This window comes from Pseudomonas sp. RC2C2 (assembly GCF_018390435.1).
Classification (GTDB): Bacteria; Pseudomonadota; Gammaproteobacteria; order Pseudomonadales; family Pseudomonadaceae; genus Aquipseudomonas; species Aquipseudomonas donghuensis.
Genome location: NZ_JAHBAX010000001.1, coordinates 1,529,315 through 1,551,658, shown reverse-complemented (window position 1 = coordinate 1,551,658; position 22,344 = coordinate 1,529,315). Strand labels below are relative to the sequence as shown.

21 protein-coding genes are annotated in these 22,344 nt (G+C 63.0%); 11 read left to right on the top strand and 10 right to left on the bottom strand.

Annotation, left to right across the window (positions count from 1 at the left end; genetic code table 11):
- The first annotated feature begins 15 nt into the window (after positions 1-15).
- The 9 genes from mrdA (at position 16) to KHO53_RS07100 (ending at position 9,468) form a co-directional block, all read left to right on the top strand.
- Complete coding sequence (mrdA, locus tag KHO53_RS07140; protein ID WP_159389200.1) at positions 16-1,905, top strand: penicillin-binding protein 2; 1,890 nt, start codon at positions 16-18, stop codon at positions 1,903-1,905.
- Between the two features lie 38 nt (positions 1,906-1,943).
- Positions 1,944-3,047: a rod shape-determining protein RodA gene (gene rodA / locus KHO53_RS07135; protein ID WP_010222897.1), complete on the top strand. Its 1,104-nt coding sequence runs from the start codon at positions 1,944-1,946 to the stop codon at positions 3,045-3,047.
- Positions 3,048-3,064: 17 nt separating this feature from the next.
- Positions 3,065-4,075 (top strand): lytic murein transglycosylase B, encoded by a 1,011-nt coding sequence (mltB, locus tag KHO53_RS07130; RefSeq protein WP_010222898.1) that lies wholly within the window; start codon positions 3,065-3,067, stop codon positions 4,073-4,075.
- A complete protein-coding gene (locus KHO53_RS07125; protein ID WP_010222899.1) occupies positions 4,075-5,079 on the top strand; it encodes a septal ring lytic transglycosylase RlpA family protein in 1,005 nt (334 codons plus the stop codon). Before mltB ends, KHO53_RS07125 begins: the two co-directional genes overlap by 1 nt.
- A gap of 134 nt (positions 5,080-5,213) precedes the next feature.
- Positions 5,214-6,374, top strand: coding sequence for a D-alanyl-D-alanine carboxypeptidase family protein (locus KHO53_RS07120; protein ID WP_213570138.1), 1,161 nt, complete (start codon positions 5,214-5,216; stop codon positions 6,372-6,374).
- A 75-nt stretch (positions 6,375-6,449) separates the two neighbouring features.
- Positions 6,450-6,722 carry a DUF493 domain-containing protein gene (locus tag KHO53_RS07115; RefSeq protein WP_010222901.1) on the top strand — a complete coding sequence of 91 codons (273 nt, stop codon included), beginning with the start codon at positions 6,450-6,452 and terminating at the stop codon, positions 6,720-6,722.
- Positions 6,722-7,369: a lipoyl(octanoyl) transferase LipB gene (gene lipB / locus KHO53_RS07110; RefSeq protein ID WP_010222902.1), complete on the top strand. Its 648-nt coding sequence runs from the start codon at positions 6,722-6,724 to the stop codon at positions 7,367-7,369. The genes KHO53_RS07115 and lipB overlap by 1 nt, the downstream gene beginning before the upstream one ends.
- 2 nt (positions 7,370-7,371) lie before the next feature.
- Complete coding sequence (gene lipA, locus KHO53_RS07105) at positions 7,372-8,370, top strand: lipoyl synthase (protein WP_010222903.1); 999 nt, start codon at positions 7,372-7,374, stop codon at positions 8,368-8,370.
- Positions 8,371-8,508: 138 nt separating this feature from the next.
- Positions 8,509-9,468 carry a S66 peptidase family protein gene (locus KHO53_RS07100; protein ID WP_213570137.1) on the top strand — a complete coding sequence of 320 codons (960 nt, stop codon included), beginning with the start codon at positions 8,509-8,511 and terminating at the stop codon, positions 9,466-9,468.
- A gap of 38 nt (positions 9,469-9,506) precedes the next feature.
- Here KHO53_RS07100 and KHO53_RS07095 read toward each other — a convergent pair whose 3' ends face one another.
- The 5 genes from KHO53_RS07095 to leuS all read right to left on the bottom strand — a co-directional run bounded on the left by KHO53_RS07095 (position 9,507) and on the right by leuS (position 15,535).
- Positions 9,507-10,823: a lytic murein transglycosylase gene (locus tag KHO53_RS07095; protein WP_010222905.1), complete on the bottom strand. Its 1,317-nt coding sequence runs from the start codon at positions 10,821-10,823 to the stop codon at positions 9,507-9,509.
- A 61-nt stretch (positions 10,824-10,884) separates the two neighbouring features.
- Complete coding sequence (gene arfA, locus KHO53_RS07090; RefSeq protein ID WP_010222906.1) at positions 10,885-11,049, bottom strand: alternative ribosome rescue factor ArfA; 165 nt, start codon at positions 11,047-11,049, stop codon at positions 10,885-10,887.
- A gap of 130 nt (positions 11,050-11,179) precedes the next feature.
- Complete coding sequence (gene holA / locus KHO53_RS07085) at positions 11,180-12,217, bottom strand: DNA polymerase III subunit delta (RefSeq protein ID WP_036996974.1); 1,038 nt, start codon at positions 12,215-12,217, stop codon at positions 11,180-11,182.
- 36 nt (positions 12,218-12,253) lie between these two features.
- A complete protein-coding gene (locus KHO53_RS07080; protein WP_010222908.1) occupies positions 12,254-12,862 on the bottom strand; it encodes an LPS-assembly lipoprotein LptE in 609 nt (202 codons plus the stop codon).
- A gap of 66 nt (positions 12,863-12,928) precedes the next feature.
- Entirely contained in the window at positions 12,929-15,535 is a 2,607-nt protein-coding gene (gene leuS, locus KHO53_RS07075; RefSeq protein ID WP_100782773.1) for a leucine--tRNA ligase, read from the bottom strand.
- 240 nt (positions 15,536-15,775) lie between these two features.
- Here leuS and KHO53_RS07070 point away from each other — a divergent pair, with 240 nt between their 5' ends.
- Positions 15,776-16,090 (top strand): hypothetical protein, encoded by a 315-nt coding sequence (locus tag KHO53_RS07070; RefSeq protein WP_010222910.1) that lies wholly within the window; start codon positions 15,776-15,778, stop codon positions 16,088-16,090.
- A 124-nt stretch (positions 16,091-16,214) separates the two neighbouring features.
- A complete protein-coding gene (locus KHO53_RS07065; protein ID WP_010222911.1) occupies positions 16,215-16,976 on the top strand; it encodes a YdcF family protein in 762 nt (253 codons plus the stop codon).
- On the opposite strand, the gene lnt is transcribed toward KHO53_RS07065, so the two are convergent.
- The 5 genes from lnt to miaB all read right to left on the bottom strand — a co-directional run bounded on the left by lnt (position 16,973) and on the right by miaB (position 22,286).
- Entirely contained in the window at positions 16,973-18,490 is a 1,518-nt protein-coding gene (gene lnt / locus KHO53_RS07060) for an apolipoprotein N-acyltransferase (protein ID WP_036996973.1), read from the bottom strand. The genes KHO53_RS07065 and lnt overlap by 4 nt on opposite strands.
- Before the next feature lie 8 nt (positions 18,491-18,498).
- Positions 18,499-19,338, bottom strand: coding sequence for a CorC family transporter (locus KHO53_RS07055; RefSeq protein ID WP_010222913.1), 840 nt, complete (start codon positions 19,336-19,338; stop codon positions 18,499-18,501).
- Positions 19,339-19,366: 28 nt separating this feature from the next.
- Positions 19,367-19,840, bottom strand: a complete 474-nt coding sequence (gene ybeY / locus KHO53_RS07050) for an rRNA maturation RNase YbeY (RefSeq protein ID WP_036996971.1) — start codon at positions 19,838-19,840, stop codon at positions 19,367-19,369.
- A complete protein-coding gene (locus KHO53_RS07045; protein ID WP_010222915.1) occupies positions 19,833-20,834 on the bottom strand; it encodes a PhoH family protein in 1,002 nt (333 codons plus the stop codon). Before KHO53_RS07045 ends, ybeY begins: the two co-directional genes overlap by 8 nt.
- A 123-nt stretch (positions 20,835-20,957) precedes the next feature.
- Positions 20,958-22,286, bottom strand: a complete 1,329-nt coding sequence (miaB, locus tag KHO53_RS07040) for a tRNA (N6-isopentenyl adenosine(37)-C2)-methylthiotransferase MiaB (RefSeq protein ID WP_010222916.1) — start codon at positions 22,284-22,286, stop codon at positions 20,958-20,960.
- Between the last annotated feature and the right edge of the window lie 58 nt (positions 22,287-22,344).

Here is a 22,344-nt window from a genome sequence, read left to right as displayed (position 1 = left end):
CCTTAAGCCCTTTCAATGTCGCAGCCGATTCGCCTCAAGGATCACGAGAAAGACGCCCGCCTGGTGCGTAGCCGCGTCGTGGTCGGTGCAGTGGCGATCGTCCTGCTGATCTGCGTGTTGATTGCCCGCCTGTATTACCTGCAGGTGATCCAGTACGACTATCACTCGACCCTGTCGGAAAACAACCGGGTGCATGTACAGCCGATTCCGCCGACTCGCGGGCTGATTTTCGACCGTAACGGGGTGATCGTCGCCGACAACCGGCCAAGTTTCAGCCTGAGCATGACCCGCGAGCGCTCCGGCGACTGGCAGCAGGTGCTCGACGTGATCGTCGAGGTGCTGGAACTGACCCCGGATGACCGCACCCTGTTCGAAAAGCGCATGCGCCAGGGGCGTAGGCCGTTCGAGCCGGTGCCGATCCTGTTCGAGCTGACCGAGGAGCAGATCGCCCGTATCGCGGTGAACCAGTTCCGGCTGCCGGGTGTGGAAGTGGTTGCCCAGTTGGTGCGCCATTACCCGCAGGGTGCGCACTTCGCGCATTCGGTCGGCTATGTCGGGCGGATCAACGAGAAAGAGCTGAAAACCCTCGACCCGGTCAACTACAGCGGCACCCACCATATCGGCAAGACCGGCATCGAGCGCTTCTACGAGCCGGAACTGCACGGCCAGGTGGGGTACGAAGAGGTCGAGACCAACGCCCGGGGCCGCGTGTTGCGGGTGCTCAAGCGTACGGACCCGATCCCCGGCAAGGACATCGTCCTGAGCCTCGACATCAAGCTGCAAGAGGCCGCCGAGGCTGCTTTGGGCGGGCGTCGCGGCGCCATTGTCGCCCTCGATCCGAACACCGGCGAAGTGCTGGCGATGGTCAGCCAGCCGAGCTTCGACCCCAACCTGTTCGTCACCGGCATCAGCTTCAAGGCCTACGCCGAGCTGCGCGACTCGATCGACCGGCCGCTGTTCAACCGCGTGTTGCGCGGCTTGTATCCGCCAGGCTCGACGATCAAGCCGGCGGTGGCGATTGCCGGCCTGGACAGTGGCGTGGTCACCGCATCGAGCCGGGTGTTCGATCCGGGCTATTACCAACTGCCCAATTACGACCACAAGTACCGCAACTGGAACCGCAGCGGTGATGGCTGGGTGGACCTGGACACGGCGATCATGCGTTCCAACGACACCTACTTCTACGACCTGGCGCACAAGATGGGCATCGACAAACTGTCGTCCTACATGAACCGCTTCGGCATCGGCCAGAAAGTCTCGTTGGACATGTTCGAAGAGTCGCCGGGGCTGATGCCGTCGCGGGAATGGAAGCGTGCCACCCGCAAGCAGGCCTGGTTCCCGGGGGAAACCCTGATTCTCGGGATCGGCCAGGGCTACATGCAGACCACGCCGTTGCAGCTGGCCCAGGCCACCGCGCTGATCGCCAGCAAGGGCAAGTGGAACCGCCCGCACCTGGCCAAGACCATCGAGGGCCTGCCGCCGGTGGACGAAAACCCCATGGACGACATCGTCCTGCGCGACAAGTCGGACTGGAACAAGGTCACCCACGGCATGGAGCAGGTGATGCACGGTGCCCGGGGTACCGCGCGCAAGGCCTCGGTCGGCGCTCAGTACCGGATTGCCGGCAAGAGTGGTACCGCTCAGGTGGTAGCGATCAAGCAGGGTGAGAAGTACGACCGCAACAAGCTGCAAGAGCGCCACCGCGACCACGCCCTGTTCGTTGGCTTCGCGCCGGCCGACAACCCGAAGATCGTGGTCTCGGTGATGGTCGAGAACGGCGAGTCCGGCTCCGGCGTCGCCGCGCCGGTGGTGCGCCAGGTGATGGACGCCTGGCTGCTTGGCCCGGACGGCCGCCTCAAGCCTGAATTCGCCAACCCCACCGTTGCCCAGGAGCCTGCCCCGTGATGAGTAACTTCGATCGCATGCTCTCCAGCGAGGATGTGATGCGGCGCCGCGCCAGTTTCCTGCAGCGCATCCATATCGACGGGCCGTTGCTGATCCTGCTGCTGACCCTGGCGGCCGGCAGCCTGTTCGTCCTCTATTCGGCCAGCGGCAAAAACTGGGACCTGTTGCTCAAGCAGGCCAGCTCCTTCGGCATCGGTCTGGTGTCGATGTTCGTGATTGCCCAGCTCGAGCCACGCTTCATGGCCCGCTGGGTGCCTCTGGCCTATGTGGTCGGGGTGATCCTGCTGGTGGTGGTTGACGTCATGGGCCACAACGCCATGGGGGCCACTCGCTGGATCAACATCCCCGGGGTGATCCGCTTCCAGCCCTCGGAGTTCATGAAGATCATCATGCCGGCGACCATCGCCTGGTACCTGGCCAAGCGCTCGCTGCCGCCGCACCTCAAGCACGTGATGATCAGCCTGATCCTGATTGGCGTGCCGTTCATCCTTATCGTGCGCCAGCCGGACCTGGGCACCGCCTTGTTGATCCTGGCCTCCGGCGCCTTCGTGCTGTTCATGGGCGGCCTGCGCTGGCGCTGGATCCTCAGCGTGGTGGCGGCGGCGGTGCCGGTGGCGGTGGCCATGTGGTTCTTCGTCATGCACGACTACCAGAAGCAGCGGGTACTGACCTTCCTCGACCCGGAAAGTGACCCGCTGGGCACCGGCTGGAACATCATCCAGTCGAAAGCGGCGATCGGTTCGGGCGGCGTGTTCGGCAAGGGCTGGCTGCTGGGCACCCAGTCGCACCTGGATTTTCTCCCGGAAAGCCACACCGACTTCATCATCGCCGTGCTCGGCGAGGAGTTCGGCCTGGTCGGCATTTGCGCACTGTTGCTGATCTACCTGCTGCTGATCGGCCGCGGCCTGGTGATTACCGCCCAGGCCCAGACGCTCTACGGCAAGCTGCTGGCTGGCAGCCTGACCATGACCTTCTTTGTTTATGTGTTCGTCAATATCGGTATGGTCAGCGGCTTGTTGCCGGTAGTAGGTGTGCCGCTGCCCTTCATTAGCTATGGCGGAACTTCGTTGGTGACGCTGCTGTCAGCGTTTGGGGTTTTAATGTCGATCCATACGCATCGCAAATGGATTGCGCAGGTTTGAATAAGGTGAAGAATTACATGCAAGCAATGCGTGGCTGGGCGGCTCGCTGTGCGCCTTGGGTCGGCTTTCTGGGTTTGTTCGGCGCAGCGCAAGGCGCTTGTGCCGGCGACTACGATGGCTCGCCCCAGGTGGCCGAGTTCGTCGGCGAAATGACCCGCGACTACGGTTTTGCCGGTGAGCAGCTGATGGGGGTGTTTCGCGAGGTTCAGCGCAAGCAGTCGATCCTTGACGCGATCTCGCGCCCGGCCGAGCGGGTAAAACCCTGGAAAGACTATCGCCCGATGTTCCTCACGGACGCCCGGGTCGCCCGCGGCGTCGACTTCTGGCGCCAGCACGAGGCCACCCTGGCCCGTGCCGAGCAGGAATACGGCGTGCCAGCCCAGGTGATCGTTTCGATCATCGGCGTCGAGACCTTCTTTGGCCGCAACACCGGCAACTACCGGGTGATCGACGCGCTGTCGACCCTGGGCTTCGACTACCCGCCGCGCGCCGAGTTCTTCCGCAAGGAGCTGCGCGAGTACCTGTTGCTGGCCCGCGAAGAGCAGGTCGACCCGCTGACCCTCAAAGGTTCCTACGCCGGGGCCATGGGCCTGCCGCAGTTCATGCCGAGCAGTTTTCGCGCTTACGCCGTGGACTTTGACGGCGACGGCCACATCAATATCTGGAACAACCCGGACGATGCCATCGGCAGCGTGGCCAGCTACTTCAAGCGCCACGGCTGGGTGGCCGGCGAGCAGGTGGTCAGCCGTGCCACGGTGCGTGGCGAGCGCGTCGACGAGGGCCTGAGCCCGGGCATCGACGCGGTCAAGACGGTCGGGGAGTTGCGGGCACTGGGCTGGTCGAGTCATGATGCGCTGCGCGATGATCTGCCGGTCACCGCCTTCCGGCTCGAAGGCGACAATGGCCCGGAATACTGGCTGGGCCTGAAAAACTTCTACGCGATCACTCGCTATAACCGCAGCGTGATGTATGCCATGGCAGTGCATCAGCTCTCGGACCTGCTGGTTCAAGCACGGGGCGCCAAGTAATGCGCGTAATGTTCTCCGCTACATCGCTGAAACTGCTCGGTTGCGCGGCCCTGGGCCTGGTGCTGGTGAGCTGTTCGAGCAGCCGCCCAAGCACTTCTACCCAGGGCAATACCAATGTGGTGCGGGCCAAGCCTGGCCTGGACATCAACCGGGCCCACAAGGATGGTGCACCCTGGTGGGATGTCGACGTCTCGAAGATCCCGGACGCGACCCCGACCGTGCACACCGGTAACTACAAGGCCAACCCCTACACCGTGCTGGGCAAGACCTACTTCCCGATCCCCGACTCGCGCAACTACCGCGCCGAGGGCACGGCGTCGTGGTATGGCACCAAGTTCCATGGCCAGAACACCGCCAACGGCGAGGTCTATGACCTCTACGGCATGAGCGCGGCGCACAAGACCCTGCCGCTGCCGGCCTACGTCAAGGTCACCAACCTCGACAACCAGCGCAGCGTGATCCTGCGGGTCAACGACCGCGGGCCGTTCTATTCCGACCGTATCATCGACCTGTCGTACGCGGCGGCGAAGAAGCTCGGCTATGCCGAAACCGGTACCGCGCGGGTGCGCGTCGAGGGTATCGACCCGAAACAATGGTGGGCCCAGCGTGGCCAGCCGGCGCCGATGGTTCTCGACCAGCCGCAAGTGGCCCAGACCCAGGCCATGCCGGCCAGCACCGGCACGGTCGAACAATGGACGCCGCCACCGCAGCAGCATGCCGCCGCGGTCGTGCCGCTGCAGGTTGCCAGCAACAACAGCATGGCCGGCAATGGTCTTTACTTGCAGGTCGGCGCCTTTGCCAACCCGGACGCCGCCGAACTGCTGCGCTCCAAGCTCAGCAGCATGGTCAGCGCGCCGGTCTTCATCAGTTCGATCGTGCGTAACCAGCAGACCCTGCACCGGGTCCGCCTGGGGCCGATCAACAGCCAGGGTGAAGCCCAGCAGATGCAGGACAGCGTGCGTCTGGCCAACCTGGGGCAGCCCAAAGTCGTCACGGCAGACTGATCGGGGGGACTGATCGGTTTGTCATGCAGCCGGGCGCAGCTGCCATGTACAATGGCGGTTTTGCCCGTCAGGCCATGTGCCTGTAAACGTTTTGCCCATGAGGGCATGAGCCCATTAGCCATTTCGAGAGACGGATGAACATAACCAGCTTTGCCAAACGCCTTTGCCTGCTTGTACCGCTGATGATTGCCCCTGCCGCCTTCGCGGCAGAGCAGATGATGCCGTCGCCGCCGCAACTGGCTGCCAAGTCCTACGTGCTCATGGAAGCCTCCAGCGGCAACATCCTGGTCGAGAACAATGGTGACCAGCGTCTGCCTCCGGCGAGCCTGACCAAGCTGATGACCGCCTACATCGCGACCCTGGATATCCGTCGTGGGCAGATCGGCGAGAACGATCCGGTCACCGTCAGCGAAAACGCCTGGCGCACCGGTGGTTCGCGGATGTTCATCAAGGTCGGTACCCAGGTCAGCGTCAGCGACCTGCTGCACGGCATCATCATCCAGTCGGGTAACGACGCCAGCGTCGCCCTGGCCGAGCACATCGCCGGCAGCGAAGACGCTTTCGCCGACATGATGAACAAGACTGCCAGCGATCTTGGCATGAGCAACAGTCACTTCATGAACCCGACCGGCCTGCCGAACCCCGAGCACTACTCGTCGGCCCACGACATGGCAGTACTGGCACGCGCGATCATCCACGAAGACCCGGCTCACTATGCGATCTACTCGCAGAAGGAGTTCTTCTGGAACAACATCAAGCAGCCTAACCGCAACCTGTTGCTGTGGCGCGACAAGACTGTCGACGGCCTGAAAACCGGCCACACCGACGAAGCCGGCTACTGCATGGTGTCTTCGGCGGTCCGTGACGGCATGCGCCTGATCGCCGTGGTCTTCGGTACCAACAGCGAGCAATCGCGTGCGGCCGAAACCCAGAAGCTGCTGACCTATGGCTTCCGCTTCTTCGAAACCCAGACCTTCTACCAGAAGGGTACGGAACTGGCCCGGGCGCCGGTATGGAAGGGTGCGACCAATCAGGTCAAAGCCGGTCTTGCCCAGGACCTGAGCATGACTTTGCCTAAAGGCCAATTGAAAAAGCTGGCCGCAAGCATGACCATGAACCCGCAATTGATCGCTCCGATCAACAAAGGTGACGTGATCGGTAAAGTGGAAGTCAAACTGGATGACAAGGTTGTCCACAGTGCCGACCTGATCGCGCTGGATGGCGTTGAGGAAGGTGGTTTCTTCCGTCGTGTGTGGGATAGCATTCGGCTATTCTTCTACGGGTTGTTCAACTGATATCGTGACCTGCCACGCCCCCGCCCACTCACGCGGGGGCGTTGTTGTTGCCACGGCTACGAGGCCGTTATTGCCATGAGCGAAGACGTCAAGTCGCACAAAATCGAATTCCCCTGCGCCGATTACCCGATCAAGGTCATCGGTGACACCGTGGTCCATTTCAAGGACACGGTGATCGAGATCCTCAAGAAGTACGCCGAGGTCGATCTCAAGACCCTGGCTGAGCGTCAGAGCAAGGAAGGCAAGTACACCACGGTGCAGCTGCACATCGTGGCGACCAGTGAAGACCAACTGCACAACATCAACAGCGCCCTGCGCGCGACCGGTATCGTGAAAATGGTGCTCTGATGCCCGATTGCCTCGGCTTTCGCGACCTTGGCCTGCTGCCCTACGAGCCGGTGCTCGAGGCCATGCGCCGGTTTACCGACCAGCGCGGCCCGGGCACGGCGGATGAGGTATGGCTGGTTGAACACCCGGCGGTGTTCACCCAGGGCCAGGCCGGCAAGGCCGAGCATCTGCTGGTGCCGGGTGACATCCCGGTGGTGCAGACCGATCGCGGTGGCCAGGTGACCTATCACGGCCCGGGCCAGCTGGTGGCCTATCTGTTGCTGGATGTGCGCCGCCTTGGGTTTGGCGTGCGCGATCTGGTCAGCCGCATCGAACGCTGCCTGATCGAGTTGCTGGCCAGTTACAACGTCGAGGCGGCGGCCAAGGCCGATGCGCCGGGCGTCTATGTCGACGGGGCGAAGATCGCCTCGCTCGGCCTGCGGATTCGCAATGGCTGTTCGTTTCACGGCCTTGCTCTGAACGTGGACATGGACCTTGCGCCATTCCGCCGGATTAACCCCTGCGGGTATGCGGGGCTGGCCATGACCCAGCTGCGCGATCAGGCAGGCTCGATCGAACTCTCTGAGGTAAGGGCAAGGCTGCGCGGGCAGCTGGTCAAGCACCTCGACTATGCTGAGCAGGCGACCCTTACGGGCGGAATCTTCTGAATATGACTACTGTTGTGCAAGAACCAGTGCAAAGCGTGACGCCAGCGCCACGGCCCAAGGTCGAGGCGGGTGTCAAACTGCGTGGCGCGGAAAAAGTCGCGCGTATCCCGGTAAAGATCATCCCCACCGACGAGCTGCCAAAAAAGCCTGACTGGATTCGCGTGCGTATCCCGGTTTCGCCGGAAGTCGACCGCATCAAGCAACTGCTGCGCAAGCACAAGCTGCACAGCGTCTGTGAAGAAGCTTCCTGCCCGAACCTGGGCGAATGCTTCTCCGGCGGTACCGCCACCTTCATGATCATGGGTGACATCTGCACCCGTCGTTGCCCGTTCTGCGACGTCGGCCATGGCCGGCCAAAGCCACTGGATGTCGACGAGCCGAAGAACCTCGCCGTGGCCATCGCCGACCTGCGCCTGAAGTACGTGGTGATCACCTCGGTGGACCGCGACGACCTGCGTGACGGCGGCGCCCAGCACTTTGCCGACTGCATCCGCGAGATTCGCGCGCTGTCGCCGGGCGTCCAGCTCGAAACCCTGGTGCCGGACTACCGCGGGCGCATGGACGTCGCCCTGGCGATCACCGCCGAGACGCCACCGGATGTGTTCAACCACAACCTGGAAACCGTGCCGCGCCTGTACAAGGCGGCGCGCCCGGGTTCGGACTACCAGTGGTCGCTGACCCTGCTGCAGAAGTTCAAGGAATTGGTGCCGCACGTACCGACCAAGTCCGGCCTGATGCTGGGCCTGGGCGAAACCGACGAAGAAGTGATCGAAGTGATGCATCGCATGCGCGAGCACAACATCGACATGCTGACCCTCGGCCAGTACCTGCAGCCGTCGCGCAGCCACTTGCCGGTGCAGCGTTTCGTGCACCCGGACACCTTCGCCTGGTTCGCCGAAGAAGGCTACAAGATGGGCTTCAAGAACGTCGCCTCCGGCCCGCTGGTGCGTTCTTCGTACCATGCCGACCAGCAGGCGCACGAGGCCAAGATCAAGCTCTGATCGCCGTCGCAGTGCCTCAATGCCGATGCTCGCTACCCTGCGGCATCGGCATTTTTGTTTGCGGCAAGGCTTCCTTGCGCCGTCGAACGGATCGTTGATTTACTGTGGGCGGATCTGTCCACACAAGGAGTCGTCTGGATGAACCTTCCCTTCACGCATCAGGCCCGCGTGCTGTCCCATGCCCAGCCGTTGCCCATGGCCTTGCCCGCTGGCGGGCTGATCGCGATCATTGCCCCGGCAGGTCCCGCCCAGGTCGATACGCTCAAGGTCAACCAGTGGTTCGAGGCGCGCGGCTATCGCTGCCGGATCTACCCGGGGGTGACTGCCGCCGAGGGCTATCTGGCTGGTAGCGATGCGCAGCGCCTGCAAGACCTGCACAGCGCCTTCGCTGCCGAAGATGTCGATGCCATCATCTGCCTGCGTGGTGGCTACGGCAGCATGCGCCTGCTGGAAAACATCGATTTCGACCTGCTGCGCCGTCACCCCAAGCCTTTGGTCGGCTACAGCGACATCACCGCGCTGCACACGGCCATTGCCCGTCATGCCGGGTTCGTGTCGTTCCACGGCGCCATGCTCAAGTCGGAATTGCTGGGCAACAAGCAGGAGCCGACCCTGTCATCGCTGTTCCAGCAGCTCAGCGGCCGCCTGGGCGCCGGCGACCGCCTTGAACACCCCGATGCCTGGCCGTTGACCTCGATCCTGCCAGGCGCTGCCAGCGGGCCCTTGCAGGGCGGTAACCTGTCGATATTGTGCGCAACCCTGGGCACCCCTGCAGAAATCCACTGCGGCGGTGGCATTCTGTTTGTCGAAGACGTCAATGAGCCACTGTATCGGGTTGACCGCCTGCTGACGCAGTTGCGCCTGGCGGGCAAGCTCGAAGGGGTTCGTGGCGTGTTGCTGGGGGATTTTGCCGGAATCACGCTAGAGGCGCTGGCGCCCTTGATGCGGCAGTTCTTCGCGCCGTTGCAGGTGCCGGTGCTGGCCGGATGGCGCAGCGGTCATTGCGACCCGAACCTGACCTTGCCGCTAGGGGCCAGGGTGCACCTGGATGCCGATCGCAAGTGCTTGCGGCTGGAGCAGGACTTGTTCAGGCGCTGAATGAAAAACGCCCCTGAACAGGGGCGTTTTTGTATTGCTTAGCGTTGACGCAGGCTATCGAGCAGCTTGTGCGTCGGATAGCCGTCGGCAGGCCAGCCCAGCGCCTGCTGAGCACTGCGAATGGCCTTGCGGGTGTTGGCGCCGATAATGCCGTCGGCGGCCCCGGCGTCGTAGTTGCGGGCGCTGAGCAGGGTCTGCAATTCGACCCGCTCGCTGCGGCTCAGCGGCAGGTCATCTTTGGGCCAGGATCCGGCGATGTAACCTGAGCCATCGAACCGTTGGCCAAGCAGGCCGACGGCCATGGCGTAGGACGACGAGTTGTTGTACTTGAGGATCGCGCGGAAGTTGTCCAGCACCAGGAAGGCCGGGCCGCGGTAACCGGCCGGCAACAGCAAGGCGGCGGACAACTGCTCGCTACCGGCAGGCAAACGCACACCGGCAGGCAGTTTCAGGCCCATTTGCATCCATTCGGACACCGTCTTGCGCTGGCTGCCATCCGCCAGCCAGTAGTCGAAGCCAGGTGTCAGCTGCACCTCAAAACCCCAGGGCTCGCCGCGTTTCCAGCCGGAGCTCTGCAGGTAGTGGGCAGTGGACGCCAGGGCGTCAGCCGAGCTGTTCCAGATATCCCGGCGGCCATCGCCGTCAAAATCCACCGCGTGGGTGTTGTAGGTGGTGGGGATGAACTGGGTCTGGCCCATGGCGCCGGCCCACGAGCCTTTCATCGCATCGGGCTGGATATCGCCGTTCTGCAGGATCTGCAGGGCCGCAATCAGCTGCGCCTGGGCGAAGGCCGGGCGGCGGCCTTCATAGGCCAGGGTCGCCAGGGAGCGGATGACCGATTTGTTGCCCTGGAACTGGCCAAAGTTGCTTTCCATGCCCCAGACCGAAACCAGCACATTGCGGTCGACGCCATAGCGTTGTTCGATCTGGCTCAGCAGTTCGGCGTGTTTTTCCAGCAGACCCTTGCCATTGCGCACACGCAACGGCGACAGCGCGCCATCGAGGTATTCCCATACCGGCCGGGTGAACTCCGGCTGGCTGCGGTCGGCCTTGATCACGTCCATGTCGGGGATGACGCCAAGGAAGGCACGGTCAAAGGTGTTGGTATTGATACCGGCTTGCAGGGCTTGCTGACGGAACCCCGCTTGCCATTGGGCAAAGCTTTGCAGCGGCTGGATTTCGCTGCTGGTGTCGACGATGGGGTTGGGCAGTGTCACGACCGGAGCAGGCTGGGCAGGAGCCAGCGGCAGCGCATCGGCGGCGGTGGGCTTTTCCGCGCAGGCGACAAGCAGGATGAGGCTGGAGGCGGCAATCAGCTGGCGAGGTTGCCAGCGACGGGTAAGACAAAAGGGCATGCACAGGTCCAGGTATTTCAAGTCAGGTGCCGACCATACCACGCCTGCCGGATTCTTGCTTTTATGCGGCCAAAAAGTAAGAAGCCTCCCAATCTCTCGATTGGAAGGCTTCGCGGCGGTAGCTGCCTTTGCCTTTGCCGGCGCGTTCCTGGCGGCTGCGGAACAATGGCTGGGCAATGATTGATTTGGCCTTGTTGGGCCCGGGTTTTGCGGGTTTCTTGCTCATCACAGGATGTCCTGCCAGGTGGGTGTGGGGCGCAATATAGGCGTTGAAGCCATCGCTGGCAAGCCAGCTCCCACAGAGACGGTCGTGGGAGCTGGCTTGCCAGCGATGGGCTGCAAAGCAGCCCCCGGCTTCACTCAGCCGGCAACGCCAGACGCTGCCCCGCCATCAGCAACGACAAGCGCGCCAGGCTGGTCCAGGCCGAGCCCTGAGCCTGGCCCTTGATTTGCGCATCGATGCGCTGGGCATCTTGCAACAACTGGCTCCAGCGCTGCGCCGAATGGCGTTGCAGGGCCTTGCTCATCAGTGGTTTGCGCTTGTCCCAGACCGGCGGCCGGGCCTGGCTGAAGGCCTTGTCCAGCGGCACGCCCTGGCTGAACTGCTGGGCCAGTCCGGCCAGCAGGCGCAGTTCCCGGGCCAGGGCCCAGAGAATCACCGGCGGTTCGACGCCTTCGCCGCGCAAACCTTCGAGCATGCGCAAGGCATGGGCGGCCTCGCCATTGAGGATGGCGTCGACCAGGCCGAAGACATCAAAGCGGGCGCTGTCGGCTACCGCTGCCTGGACGGTTTCGACAGTGATCTGATTGCCTTCGGCCAGTAGCTTGAGCTTCTCGATCTCCTGGGCTGCCGCCAAAAGGTTGCCTTCCACCCGCGCGGCAATCAGATCAACGGCGTCGCGCTGGGCGCTCAGCCCGGCCTGGGACAGACGCTGGCTGATCCATTGCGGTAGCTGGTGACTGTCCACCGGCCAGATTTGCACGAACTGGGTGTGTTGCCCTTCGATCAGCGCCTTGCCCCACTTGGTTTTCTGCGCACTGCCGTCGAGCTTGGGCAGGCTGATCAGCAGCAGGGTGTCTTCAGCGGGGTTGGAGCAGTATTCGATGAGTGCCGCGGCGCCTTTGTCGCCAGGCTTGCCGGACGGCAGGCGCAGTTCGAGCAAGCGCCGCTGGGCGAACAGCGACAGGCTGGCACCGGCCTGGAGCAGGGTGCCCCAGTCGAAGTTGGCGTCGGCGCTGAACACCTGGCGTTCGTCGAAACCTTGCTGGCGTGCCGCCGTGCGGATGGCGTCGGCAGCTTCCTGGCACAACAGCGGGTCATCGCCGCTGATCACGTAGACCGGTGCGAGGCTGCCTTGCAGGTGCTTGTTAAGTTGGGCGGGAGTGAGTTTCATGATGGCAGACGGGGCACCGAAGTGCCCCGTTCAATCTCAGTTGGCTGGCAGTTGCAGCGGCGACTGCTGAGGCGTTTCGTCCTGGGCGCGGCGGGCCGCTTCGAGGGCATCGGCTTCGGCCTGGGCACGTTCATCAGCCTTTTGCTGCAGGCCTTCAAGCTGGCCAGGGGTCAGCAGTTGCAGGCGTACCAGCATGTTCTGCACCAGGTCGCGGCGCATTTCGTTCCGAGCTTGTGTGGCTTCCTGTTGCGAGCCGGTGATGTTGTTGCCGTCATGCACATAGATCTTGCGCACTTCGAGCTTGTCGTTGAGCAGGTTGGTGTTGTTGTGGCCTTCAATGCTGTAGCTCAGCACGGTGGTCAGCTCATACTCGGCCGAACGACCCGAACCTCCAGCATAGGTGGCTGCGCGTTGGGTTTCGGCTTCGTTGGTCAGAACCAGTTTGTAAGGCGCGCCGGCGTAGACGTTGACGCCGCTGCTCTGCAGGGCCTGGCGCAGTTGGACCACGGTATCGCCGTAGGCGTTACGTGCACTCAGGTCCAGTTCCTTGATCGCCAGTTCACTGGTTCCGGTACCGCGCAGCTGGAAACCGCAGGCGCTGAGCATCACGGCCAGGCCCATTACCAGCAGATTGCGTTTGATCATGTTGTAGCTCCCTTGTGGGCCGATTCTGTGCGCCGGCCCGCATAATTGGCGGGCCGGCGTTTCCTGTCAGTTGGCGACGATGTTGACCAGCTTGCCCGGTACCACGATGACCTTGCGGATGCTCAGGCCTTCGGTGAAGCGCAGCACGTTCTCGTTGCTGCGCGCAGCGGCTTCGACTTCCTCGCGGCTGGCTGCGGCCGGCATTTCGATCTGGCCACGCAGCTTGCCGTTGACCTGGATGACCAGGACGATGCTGTCCTGGACCAGGGCGCTTTCGTCCAGTACCGGCCAAGGTGCGTCGATCACGGCGCCCTGGTGACCCAGTTGCTGCCACAGCTCATGGCTGATGTGCGGGGTGATCGGCGCCAGCAGCAGGGTGACCGCTTCCAGGCCTTCGTGCAGCAGGGCGCGGTCCTGTTCGCTGGCTTGCGGGGCTTTTTCCAGTACGTTCATCACGGTCATCACCTGGGCGATGGCGGTGTTGAACTTGTGGTACTGGCCGACATCGGTGCTGGCCTGCTTGATGGCAGCGTGGATGGCGCGGCGGATCACTTTCTGTGCGTCATCAAGGCTGGCGACATCCAGCTTGCCCGGCAGGCCCTGGGCCACGTGGGCCTGAGCCAGGCGCCAGACGCGGCGCAGGAAGCGGTTGGCACCTTCGACACCAGAGTCGGACCATTCCAGGCTCATGTCGGGCGGCGAGGCGAACATCATGAACAGGCGGCAGGTGTCGGCGCCGTAGGCTTCGATCATTGCCTGCGGGTCGACGCCGTTGTTCTTGGACTTGGACATCTTCTCGGTGCCGCCGATCTCGACCGGCAGGCCGTCGGTCTTCAGCGTGGCGCCGATGATCTTGGCCTTGGCATCGCGCTCGATTTCGACGTCGGCCGGGTTGAACCAGTCCTTGCCGCCGTTGCTGGCAACGCGGTAGTAGGTTTCGGCGACGACCATGCCCTGGGTCAGCAGGTTCTTGAACGGCTCGTTGGAGGTGACCAGGCCTTCGTCGCGCATCAGCTTGTGGAAGAAACGCGCGTACAGCAGGTGCAGGATCGCGTGTTCGATACCACCGATGTACTGATCTACCGGCAGCCAGTGGTTGGCCGCTTTCGGGTCGACCATGCCGCCTTCGTAGTTAGGCGAGGCGTAGCGGGCGAAGTACCAGGACGACTCGACGAAGGTGTCCATGGTGTCGGTTTCGCGCTTGGCCGCCGTGCCGCATTTCGGGCATTCGCATTCGTAGAACTCGGGCATGCGTGCCAGTGGCGAACCGGCGCCATCGGGTACGACGTTTTCCGGCAAGGTGACCGGCAGTTGGTCTTCCGGTACCGGCACATCGCCACAAGCTGGGCAGTGGATGATCGGGATCGGGCAACCCCAGTAGCGCTGACGGCTGATGCCCCAGTCGCGCAGGCGGAACTGGGTGCGGGACTTACCCAGCTCTTTCTTGATCAGTGCCACTTCGATGGCGTCGAAGGCACCCTGGAAGTCCAGGCCGTCGAACTCACCGGAGTTGATCAGCTGGCCGTGCTCGCCGTAGGCGGCCAGCCACTCGCTGCCGACTTCATCGCCAGCGCTGGTACGGATCACAGCCTTGACCGGCAGGTTGTACTTGTGGGCGAACTCGAAATCGCGCTCGTCGTGGGCCGGGACAGCCATGACCGCGCCGTCGCCGTAGTGCATCAGCACGTAGTTGGCGACCCACACCGGCAGTTTTTCGCCGGTCAGCGGGTGCTCGACGAACAGCGAGGTGGCCAGGCCTTTTTTCTCCTGGGTCGCGATGTCGGCTTCGGCGACGCTGCCGCTCTTGCACTCATCGATGAAGGCTTGCAGCTCGGGGTTGCCCTGGGCGGCCTGGGTGGCCAGCGGGTGCTCGGCGGCAACGGCCACGTAGGTGGCGCCCATCAGGGTGTCCGGACGGGTGGTGAAGACTTTCAGGGCCCCGGCGTGGCCGATGCTGGCCTGATCGTAGGGGAACTGCACTTCCATGCCACGGGACTTGCCGATCCAGTTGCGCTGCATGGTCTTGACCTGCTCAGGCCAGCCCGGCAGATCGTCGAGGCTTTCCAGCAGCTCGTCGGCGTAGTCGGTGATCTTGAAGTAGTACATCGGGATTTCGCGCTTCTCGATCAGCGCGCCCGAACGCCAGCCGCGACCGTCGATGACTTGCTCGTTGGCAAGGACGGTCTGGTCGGCCGGGTCCCAGTTCACGGTACCGTTTTTGCGGTAGATCACGCCTTTTTCGAACAGGCGGGTGAACAGCCACTGTTCCCAGCGGTAGTAGTCGGGCTTGCAGGTGGTGACTTCACGCGACCAATCGAACGCCAGGCCCAGGCTCTTGAGCTGGGTCTTCATGTACTCGATGTTTTCGTAGGTCCACTTGGCCGGGGCGACGTTGTTCTTCATCGCGGCGTTTTCCGCCGGCATGCCAAAGGCGTCCCAGCCCATTGGCTGCAGGACGTTCTTGCCGAGCATGCGCTGGTAACGGGCGATCACGTCACCGATGGTGTAGTTGCGCACGTGGCCCATATGTAGCTTGCCGCTTGGGTACGGGAACATCGATAGGCAGTAGTACGTGTCCTTGCCTGGCTGTTCACTGACTTCAAAAGACTTTCGCTCATCCCAGTAAGACTGGGCGGCGGCTTCGATTTCGCGGGGCTGATAGAGTTCGTGCATGGCTACTTTGCGCTGAGAAATGGGAGACCTTATCCAGGCAGCGATCAAACCGCTGCATCGGCAATCCGGTGTCAAGTATGGTGAACGCCCTAGCATACATGACCCCTGTCCACCGAGGGAAACCCTGATTGCACCGCCTGTGGCGCAGCGGGCCGTTGGTCGCGGCGTCCGGCTGCTTTTGCGAGTAACGCTAAGCTCATGTGTGGGGGGAGATATATTTATCTTCAATGAGGTGAACGGATGGGAGAGTCGCAGCAACAAGCAACGAAACCGGAGCTTTACGAACGGCTGATCGACCGTCTGGGCCTGGCCCTCGAGGTCGCGAGAACCTCCGTTCGATTACGCGATGAAGTGCCTGCTGAATTGGAGTTGCGTGGTCTGAGCCGCGCTGAATTCGAAGTGATCAAGGCCTATCTGGAATCCCTTCCGGAGGGCGGGCATGGACGCGTCGGCGCATTGCCACAACCGGAGACGCCGACTTCGGCCAGAATCGTCTGGCTCAAGGATAAGCGCTCCGCTACCACAGCAAAGTCCAGGACGCTGCAATTCAAGTAGCCGTTCGGGTTTTTCCGGCGCAAAGCGGAGTGCGCCACCGAGTCAAAAACTTCACTGATCGGCACCTGACTATTGTTGCCAGGTGCCGATCCTCTTAGGCTGCGCACCTCCAAGGAGGTGTCCCGTGCCGATTCGTTATCTCATCAAACAAATGATCATGCCGCCTGGCGTGCTGTTTCTGCTGCTGCTGGGCGCCTGGTGGCTGCGCAAATCCTGGCCGCGCTTGTCGAGGCTGTGTTTCGTCCTGGGTTTGGGCGGGTTGTGGCTGATGAGCCTGCCGGTCGTGGTGGAACAGGCTGCCCGGCAACTGGAAACCGAGCCGGCGCTGGCCACCAGCCAATGGGCAGGGCTGGCCGAGCATGCCGATGCCATTGTCATTCTTGGCGCTGGCCGCGAACGCGGTGATCCGGCCTGGGATTCGCAGGATCAACCCACGGGCGTGGCCATGGAACGCATGCGCTACGCGGCGCAGTTGGCCAAGGCTTCGGGCTTGCCGGTACTGACCAGCGGCGGCCTGCACTACGGTACGCCGCCCAGCGAAGCGCAGTTGATGGCCGATTCCCTCCAGCGTGACCTGGGCGTGAGCGTACGCTGGAAAGAGGAGCGCAGCCGCACCACGTGGGAAAACGCGCAGATGAGCGCCGAGCTGTTGCAGCCCCTGGGGATCAAGCGCGTGGTGGTGGTGACCCAGGCCTGGCACATGCAGCGCTCGCGCTGGAGCTTCGAGCAGGCGGGTTTTGACGTAGTGACGGCGCCGGTGGGCTTTCTTGGTCGTGACCATGCCCGACCATTCGGTGGCTGGCTGCCGGAGGGCAAGTCGCTGTGGCAGAGCGGCCAACTGCTCAACGAGGCAGTCGGCCTGCTCGGCTACAAAGTGTTCTACTAGACGGTCTTGGCCATCCGGCTGGCCAGCAGGGCCCAGCCCAGCAGCAGCGCGCAGAGGATCAGCAGTGGCCAGGAGCGCCATTGCAGGTACGGGGTGAGCTGCTGCATCGGCACTACCTCACCGTAGAGGATGCCGCGTTCGAACTGCGGGATCTGCGCAGTGATGCGGCCGAACGGGTCGATCAGGCCGGTGACGCCGTTGTTGGTGGCGCGGATCATCCAGCGTCCGGCTTCCAGGGCGCGCATCTGCGCCATCTGCAGGTGCTGCAGGGGGCCGATCGAGGTACCGAACCAGGTGTCGTTGCTGATGGTCAGGAGAATGTCGCTGCGCGCCGCCAGGCTCGCCGCAAATTCCGGATAGACCACTTCGTAGCAGATGTACGGCGCGATCTGATAGCCCTTGGCCTGCAACAGCGGCTGGTCGGCCGGCCCGCGGGCAAAGTCCGACATCGGCAGGTCGAAGAAGGCAATCAGGCCACGGAGCATGTCCTGCAATGGCACGTACTCGCCAAACGGCACCAGTTTCTGCTTCAGGTAAGTGCCATCACCTTCGCCGGTCACGGTGATGCCGTTGTAATAGCGGCGTTGCTGGTGCACCACTTCGCGCACCGGCACGCCGGTGATCAAGGCCGTATTACGCTCGGCGGCGAAGTTGCCCATCATGTCCAGGTAGCCCTGGGCCTGATCCTTGAGGACCGGTACCGCGGTTTCTGGCCACACCAGCAGGTCGACCGGTTTGGAGCTGAAGCTCATGTCGCGGTACAGGGCCAACTGGGCGTTGACGTGTTCCGGGTTCCATTTCAGCTCCTGCTCGACGTTGCCTTGCAGGGCGGCGACGCTCAGCGGCTTGCCGGAAGGGCTGGTCCAGGCGTGGTTCTTCAGTGCCAGGCCGATCGCCCAGGGCGCCAGCAACAGCACGACGGCCACAGCCAGGAACGACTTGCGTGCCCGCAAGCGCGGCAGGTTGCACACCAGTGCCGCGCACAGGGCCAGGCAGAACGAAATCAGCCACATGCCACCCAGCGGCGCCAGGCCCGAGAGCGGCCCGTCAAGCTGGCTGTAACCGGAGTACAGCCAGGGAAACCCGGTGAGGAACCAGCCGCGGAAGGCTTCCTGGCCGACCCACAACGCTGCGAAGCACAGGGCATCGGCCAGCGGCGCCTCGTTGCGCCGCAACCAGCGCGCCCAAAGCCAGGCGGGCAGGGCGAAGAACCAGGCAATGGCGGCAAAGAACGCCAGCAACAAGCCGGTAGCCAGCAACGGCGTGGCACCGCCATAGGTGTTGATACTGACGTAGATCCAGCTGGTGCCGGCGGCGTACAGGCCAAAGCCGAAGCACCAGCCGCGGCCCAGGGCCTGGCGTGGGCTGAGCTCGCGCAGGCCGAGGTAGAACAGGCCGGCCGCGAGCAAGGCCAGCGGCCAGATGTCGAACGGCGCCAGGGCCAGGGTGGTGATTGCACCGGCCGCCACGGCCAGCAGGTTACCGGGCCAGCCGGGGCGGGTGATCCAGCGCATGGGTGTCCTTAACGGGTGATAGGGGTTAGACGCAGCAGGTGAATCCGGCGGCTGTCGGCATTGAGGATGCGGAAACGGTACGGGCCGATCTCGGTGGTCTCGTTACGCTTGGGCAGGTGGCCGAAGGCACTCATGACCAGGCCGCCGACAGTGTCGAACTCGTCGTCGGAGAACTGGCTGTCGAAGAACTCGTTGAAGTTCTCGATCGGCGTCAGCGCCTTGATCAGGAAGTCGCCACTGGGCAGCGGCTTGATGTAGCTGTCTTCCTCGACGTCATGCTCGTCTTCGATGTCGCCGACGATCTGCTCGAGTACGTCTTCGATGGTCACCAGACCCGCCACGCCGCCGTATTCGTCAATGACGATGGCCATGTGGTTATGGTTGGCGCGAAATTCACGCAGCAGCACGTTCAGGCGCTTGGACTCGGGCACGAACGTGGCCGGGCGCAGCAGGTCCTTGATGTTGAAACTGTCGCCGTTCTCCTTGAGGATCAGCGGCAGCAGGTCCTTGGCCAGCAGCACGCCGAGCACGTCGTCGTGGCTTTCGCCAACGACCGGGTAGCGCGAGTGCGCGGCATCGATCACCGCCGGCAGGAACTCACGCGGCGACTGGGTCGCCTTGATGCTCATCATCTGCGAGCGCGGCACCATGATGTCGCGCACTTGCAGGTCGGCGACCTGGATGGCGCCCTCGACAATGGTCAGCGCCTCGCTGTCGAGCAGCTTGTTCTGATGGGCTTCGCGCAGCAGCTCAAGCAGCTCCTGACGGTTTTTCGGCTCGTGGGCAAAAGCCTGGGTCAGTTTGCCCAGCCAGGACTTTTGCCCGTTGCTCGATCGATCTTCGCTCATGGCGGTTACTCGTGATCCTTTGCAGATATCAGTGTTGAATGTCGTCGTGTTCGTCGTCGGCGTACGGGTCCGGATGACCCAGTTCGGCAAGCAACGTTCGTTCCAGTGCTTCCATTTCCTCGGCCTCATCGTCGTCGATGTGGTCGTAGCCCAGCAGGTGCAGGCAGCCGTGGATCACCAGGTGCGCCCAATGGGCCTCCAGCGCCTTGCCCTGTTCGGCGGCTTCGCGCTCGACCACGGCGATGCAGATCACCAGGTCGCCCAACAGCGGGATGTCGAGCAGTTCATCAGGCACGTCGGCCGGGAAGGACAGCACGTTGGTGGCGTAGTCTTTGCTCCGCCAGGTGCGATTCAGTTCGCGGCCTTCGGCTTCATCGACCAGGCGAATGGTCAGCTCCGAGTCGGCCGTGCGCTGGCGCAAAGCCAGCTCACACCATTGGCGGAACTGTTGCTCGGTCGGGTGTGGTGCATTACTTGCCAGTTGCAGATCGAGCTCAAGCATCGCGTTGTTTGCCTTCGGTCGGGTTCTGCTGCTGGCTGTCGAAGCGCTCGTAAGCCTCGACAATGCGCTGCACCAACGGGTGGCGGACCACGTCCTTGGGCAGGAAGTGCGTGAAGCTGATGCCCGGCACGCCCTTGAGCACCTCGATAACGTGGGCCAGGCCCGACTTGGTGCCGCGTGGCAGGTCGACCTGGGTGATGTCACCGGTGATCACGGCGGTGGAACCAAAACCGATACGGGTGAGGAACATCTTCATCTGCTCGACCGTGGTGTTCTGGCTCTCATCGAGGATGATGAAGCTGTTGTTCAGGGTGCGGCCACGCATGTAGGCCAGCGGGGCGATCTCGATCACCTGGCGCTCGATCAGCTTGGCCACGTGCTCGAAGCCGAGCATCTCGTACAGGGCGTCGTAGAGCGGGCGCAGGTACGGGTCGATCTTTTGTGCCAGGTCGCCGGGCAGGAAACCGAGTTTTTCGCCCGCCTCGACCGCCGGACGTACCAGCAGGATGCGCCGCACCTGTTCACGCTCCAGGGCATCAACCGCGCAGGCCACGGCCAGGTAGGTCTTGCCGGTACCGGCCGGGCCGATGCCGAAGTTGATGTCGTTGCCGAGAATTTCCTTCACATAGCGCTGCTGGTTCAGCCCGCGTGGACGAATCATGCCCTTGCGCGTGCGCAGGGAAACACTGACTTCGTTGACAGCCGGGTTTTCCAGCTCTTCGACGGCCGATTCCTGCAGGTACAGGTGGACCATTTCCGGCGACAGCTCGGTGGCCTTGGCCTCGCGATAGAGGCGGCGCAGCAGTTGTTCGGCAGAGGAGGTGTGTTTGGGTTCGCCGATCAGTTCGAACTGATTGCCGCGGTTGCGGATTTCGATGGCCAGGCGCTGTTCGATCAGGCGCAGATGCTCGTCGAACTGCCCGCACAGGTTGGCGAAGCGGTGGGCCTCGAAGGGCTCGAGGATGAAACGATGTGGTTCGATAGGTGCGTTCAAGGTCGTTTTTCAGCCGCCCAACGGCAAAGGATATGGTCTCAAGGATAACCCTAGCCGCTGCAGGGCGAAAGCGCTGAAACGATCAAGGGTCGCCGGGCCTGTAACAAGGCCCGGCAGGTCAGCTCAATGGGCCAGCGAGCCGAACAGCGAGTGCGGGCGCGCATCGTCGATATGGATGTCGACGAACTGGCCGATCAGCTTCGGATTGTCGCAGCGAAAGTTGACGATACGGTTATTCTCGGTGCGCCCCTGCAACTGGCCGGGGTCGCGGCGCGAGTAATCGGTGACGAGAATGCGCTGAACGGTACCGACCATTTGTCGGCTGATCTCGAAGCCCTGGGTGTCGAGGCGATGTTGCAGGGCCTTGAGACGCTCCTTTTTCAGCTCTTCCGGGGTTTCGTCCGGCAGGTCCGAGGCCGGGGTGCCCGGGCGCTGGCTGTAGACGAACGAGTAGGAGAAGTCGAAACCGACGTCGGCCACCAGCTTCATGGTTTGCTCGAAGTCTTTCTCGGTTTCGCCGGGGAAGCCGACGATGAAGTCCGAACTGATGCAGATGCCCGGCACTGCGGCCTTGAGTTTGCGCAGCTTGGACTTGTATTCGAGGATGGTGTGGTTGCGCTTCATTGCCGCCAGCACGCGGTCGGAGCCCGATTGCACCGGCAGGTGCAGGTGCTTGACCAGCTCCGGCACTTCGGCGTGGGCCTGGATCAGGCTGTCGGAAAACTCCAGCGGGTGCGAGGTGGTGTAGCGAATGCGATCGATGCCATCCACCGCCGCCACCACGCGGATCAGCTCGGCCAGGTCCGCCAGGCGCCCGTCGTGGGTCTGGCCACGGTAGCCGTTGACGTTCTGACCCAGCAGGGTGATTTCACGTACACCGTTTTCGGCCAGGTGGATGACTTCGGCCAGCACATCGTCGAACGGTCGGCTGACTTCCTCGCCACGGGTGTAGGGCACCACGCAGAAGGTGCAGTACTTGCTGCAGCCTTCCATCACCGAAACATAGGCGCTGGGGCCATCGATGCGCGGCTCGGGCAGGTGGTCGAATTTTTCGATTTCCGGGAACGACACGTCGACCTGGGGCAGGCGCGTGGTGCGCGCGGCGTCGATCATTTCCGGCAGGCGGTGCAGGGTCTGCGGGCCGAAGACCACGTCGACGTAAGGCGCGCGCTTGCGGATCGACTCGCCTTCCTGGCTGGCCACGCAGCCGCCAACGGCGATGACCATGTCCGGGTTCAGGTCTTTGAGTTCACGCCAGCGGCCCAGCTGGGAATACACCCGGTCCTGGGCGCGCTCGCGGATCGAGCAGGTGTTGAGCAGGATGACGTCGGCGTCTTCGGCGCGGGCCGTGACTTCAAGGGCTTGATGTTCACCCAGCAGATCGACCATGCGCGAGCTGTCGTACTCGTTCATCTGGCAACCGTGGGTTTCGATGTAAAGCTTCTTGGCCATGGGAGATCATCTGGTAATTCGAAGAACCGCACATTATAAGGGCCCGGGGCCGTGGATC

Coding starts and splice junctions, on each gene's coding strand:
- lipA (WP_010222903.1), top strand. CDS start 7,372: ATGACTACTGTTGTGCAAGAACCAGTGCAAAGCGTGACGCCAGCGCCA.
- lnt (WP_036996973.1), bottom strand. CDS start 18,490: ATGCGCTGGATCACCCGCCCCGGCTGGCCCGGTAACCTGCTGGCCGTG.
- KHO53_RS07080 (WP_010222908.1), bottom strand. CDS start 12,862: ATGATCAAACGCAATCTGCTGGTAATGGGCCTGGCCGTGATGCTCAGC.
- KHO53_RS07070 (WP_010222910.1), top strand. CDS start 15,776: ATGGGAGAGTCGCAGCAACAAGCAACGAAACCGGAGCTTTACGAACGG.
- KHO53_RS07120 (WP_213570138.1), top strand. CDS start 5,214: ATGAACATAACCAGCTTTGCCAAACGCCTTTGCCTGCTTGTACCGCTG.
- KHO53_RS07125 (WP_010222899.1), top strand. CDS start 4,075: ATGCGCGTAATGTTCTCCGCTACATCGCTGAAACTGCTCGGTTGCGCG.
- lipB (WP_010222902.1), top strand. CDS start 6,722: ATGCCCGATTGCCTCGGCTTTCGCGACCTTGGCCTGCTGCCCTACGAG.
- mrdA (WP_159389200.1), top strand. CDS start 16: ATGTCGCAGCCGATTCGCCTCAAGGATCACGAGAAAGACGCCCGCCTG.
- rodA (WP_010222897.1), top strand. CDS start 1,944: ATGCGGCGCCGCGCCAGTTTCCTGCAGCGCATCCATATCGACGGGCCG.
- leuS (WP_100782773.1), bottom strand. CDS start 15,535: ATGCACGAACTCTATCAGCCCCGCGAAATCGAAGCCGCCGCCCAGTCT.
- holA (WP_036996974.1), bottom strand. CDS start 12,217: ATGAAACTCACTCCCGCCCAACTTAACAAGCACCTGCAAGGCAGCCTC.
- ybeY (WP_036996971.1), bottom strand. CDS start 19,840: ATGCTTGAGCTCGATCTGCAACTGGCAAGTAATGCACCACACCCGACC.
- KHO53_RS07115 (WP_010222901.1), top strand. CDS start 6,450: ATGAGCGAAGACGTCAAGTCGCACAAAATCGAATTCCCCTGCGCCGAT.
- KHO53_RS07100 (WP_213570137.1), top strand. CDS start 8,509: ATGAACCTTCCCTTCACGCATCAGGCCCGCGTGCTGTCCCATGCCCAG.
- KHO53_RS07055 (WP_010222913.1), bottom strand. CDS start 19,338: ATGAGCGAAGATCGATCGAGCAACGGGCAAAAGTCCTGGCTGGGCAAA.
- KHO53_RS07095 (WP_010222905.1), bottom strand. CDS start 10,823: ATGCCCTTTTGTCTTACCCGTCGCTGGCAACCTCGCCAGCTGATTGCC.
- mltB (WP_010222898.1), top strand. CDS start 3,065: ATGCAAGCAATGCGTGGCTGGGCGGCTCGCTGTGCGCCTTGGGTCGGC.
- miaB (WP_010222916.1), bottom strand. CDS start 22,286: ATGGCCAAGAAGCTTTACATCGAAACCCACGGTTGCCAGATGAACGAG.
- arfA (WP_010222906.1), bottom strand. CDS start 11,049: ATGAGCAAGAAACCCGCAAAACCCGGGCCCAACAAGGCCAAATCAATC.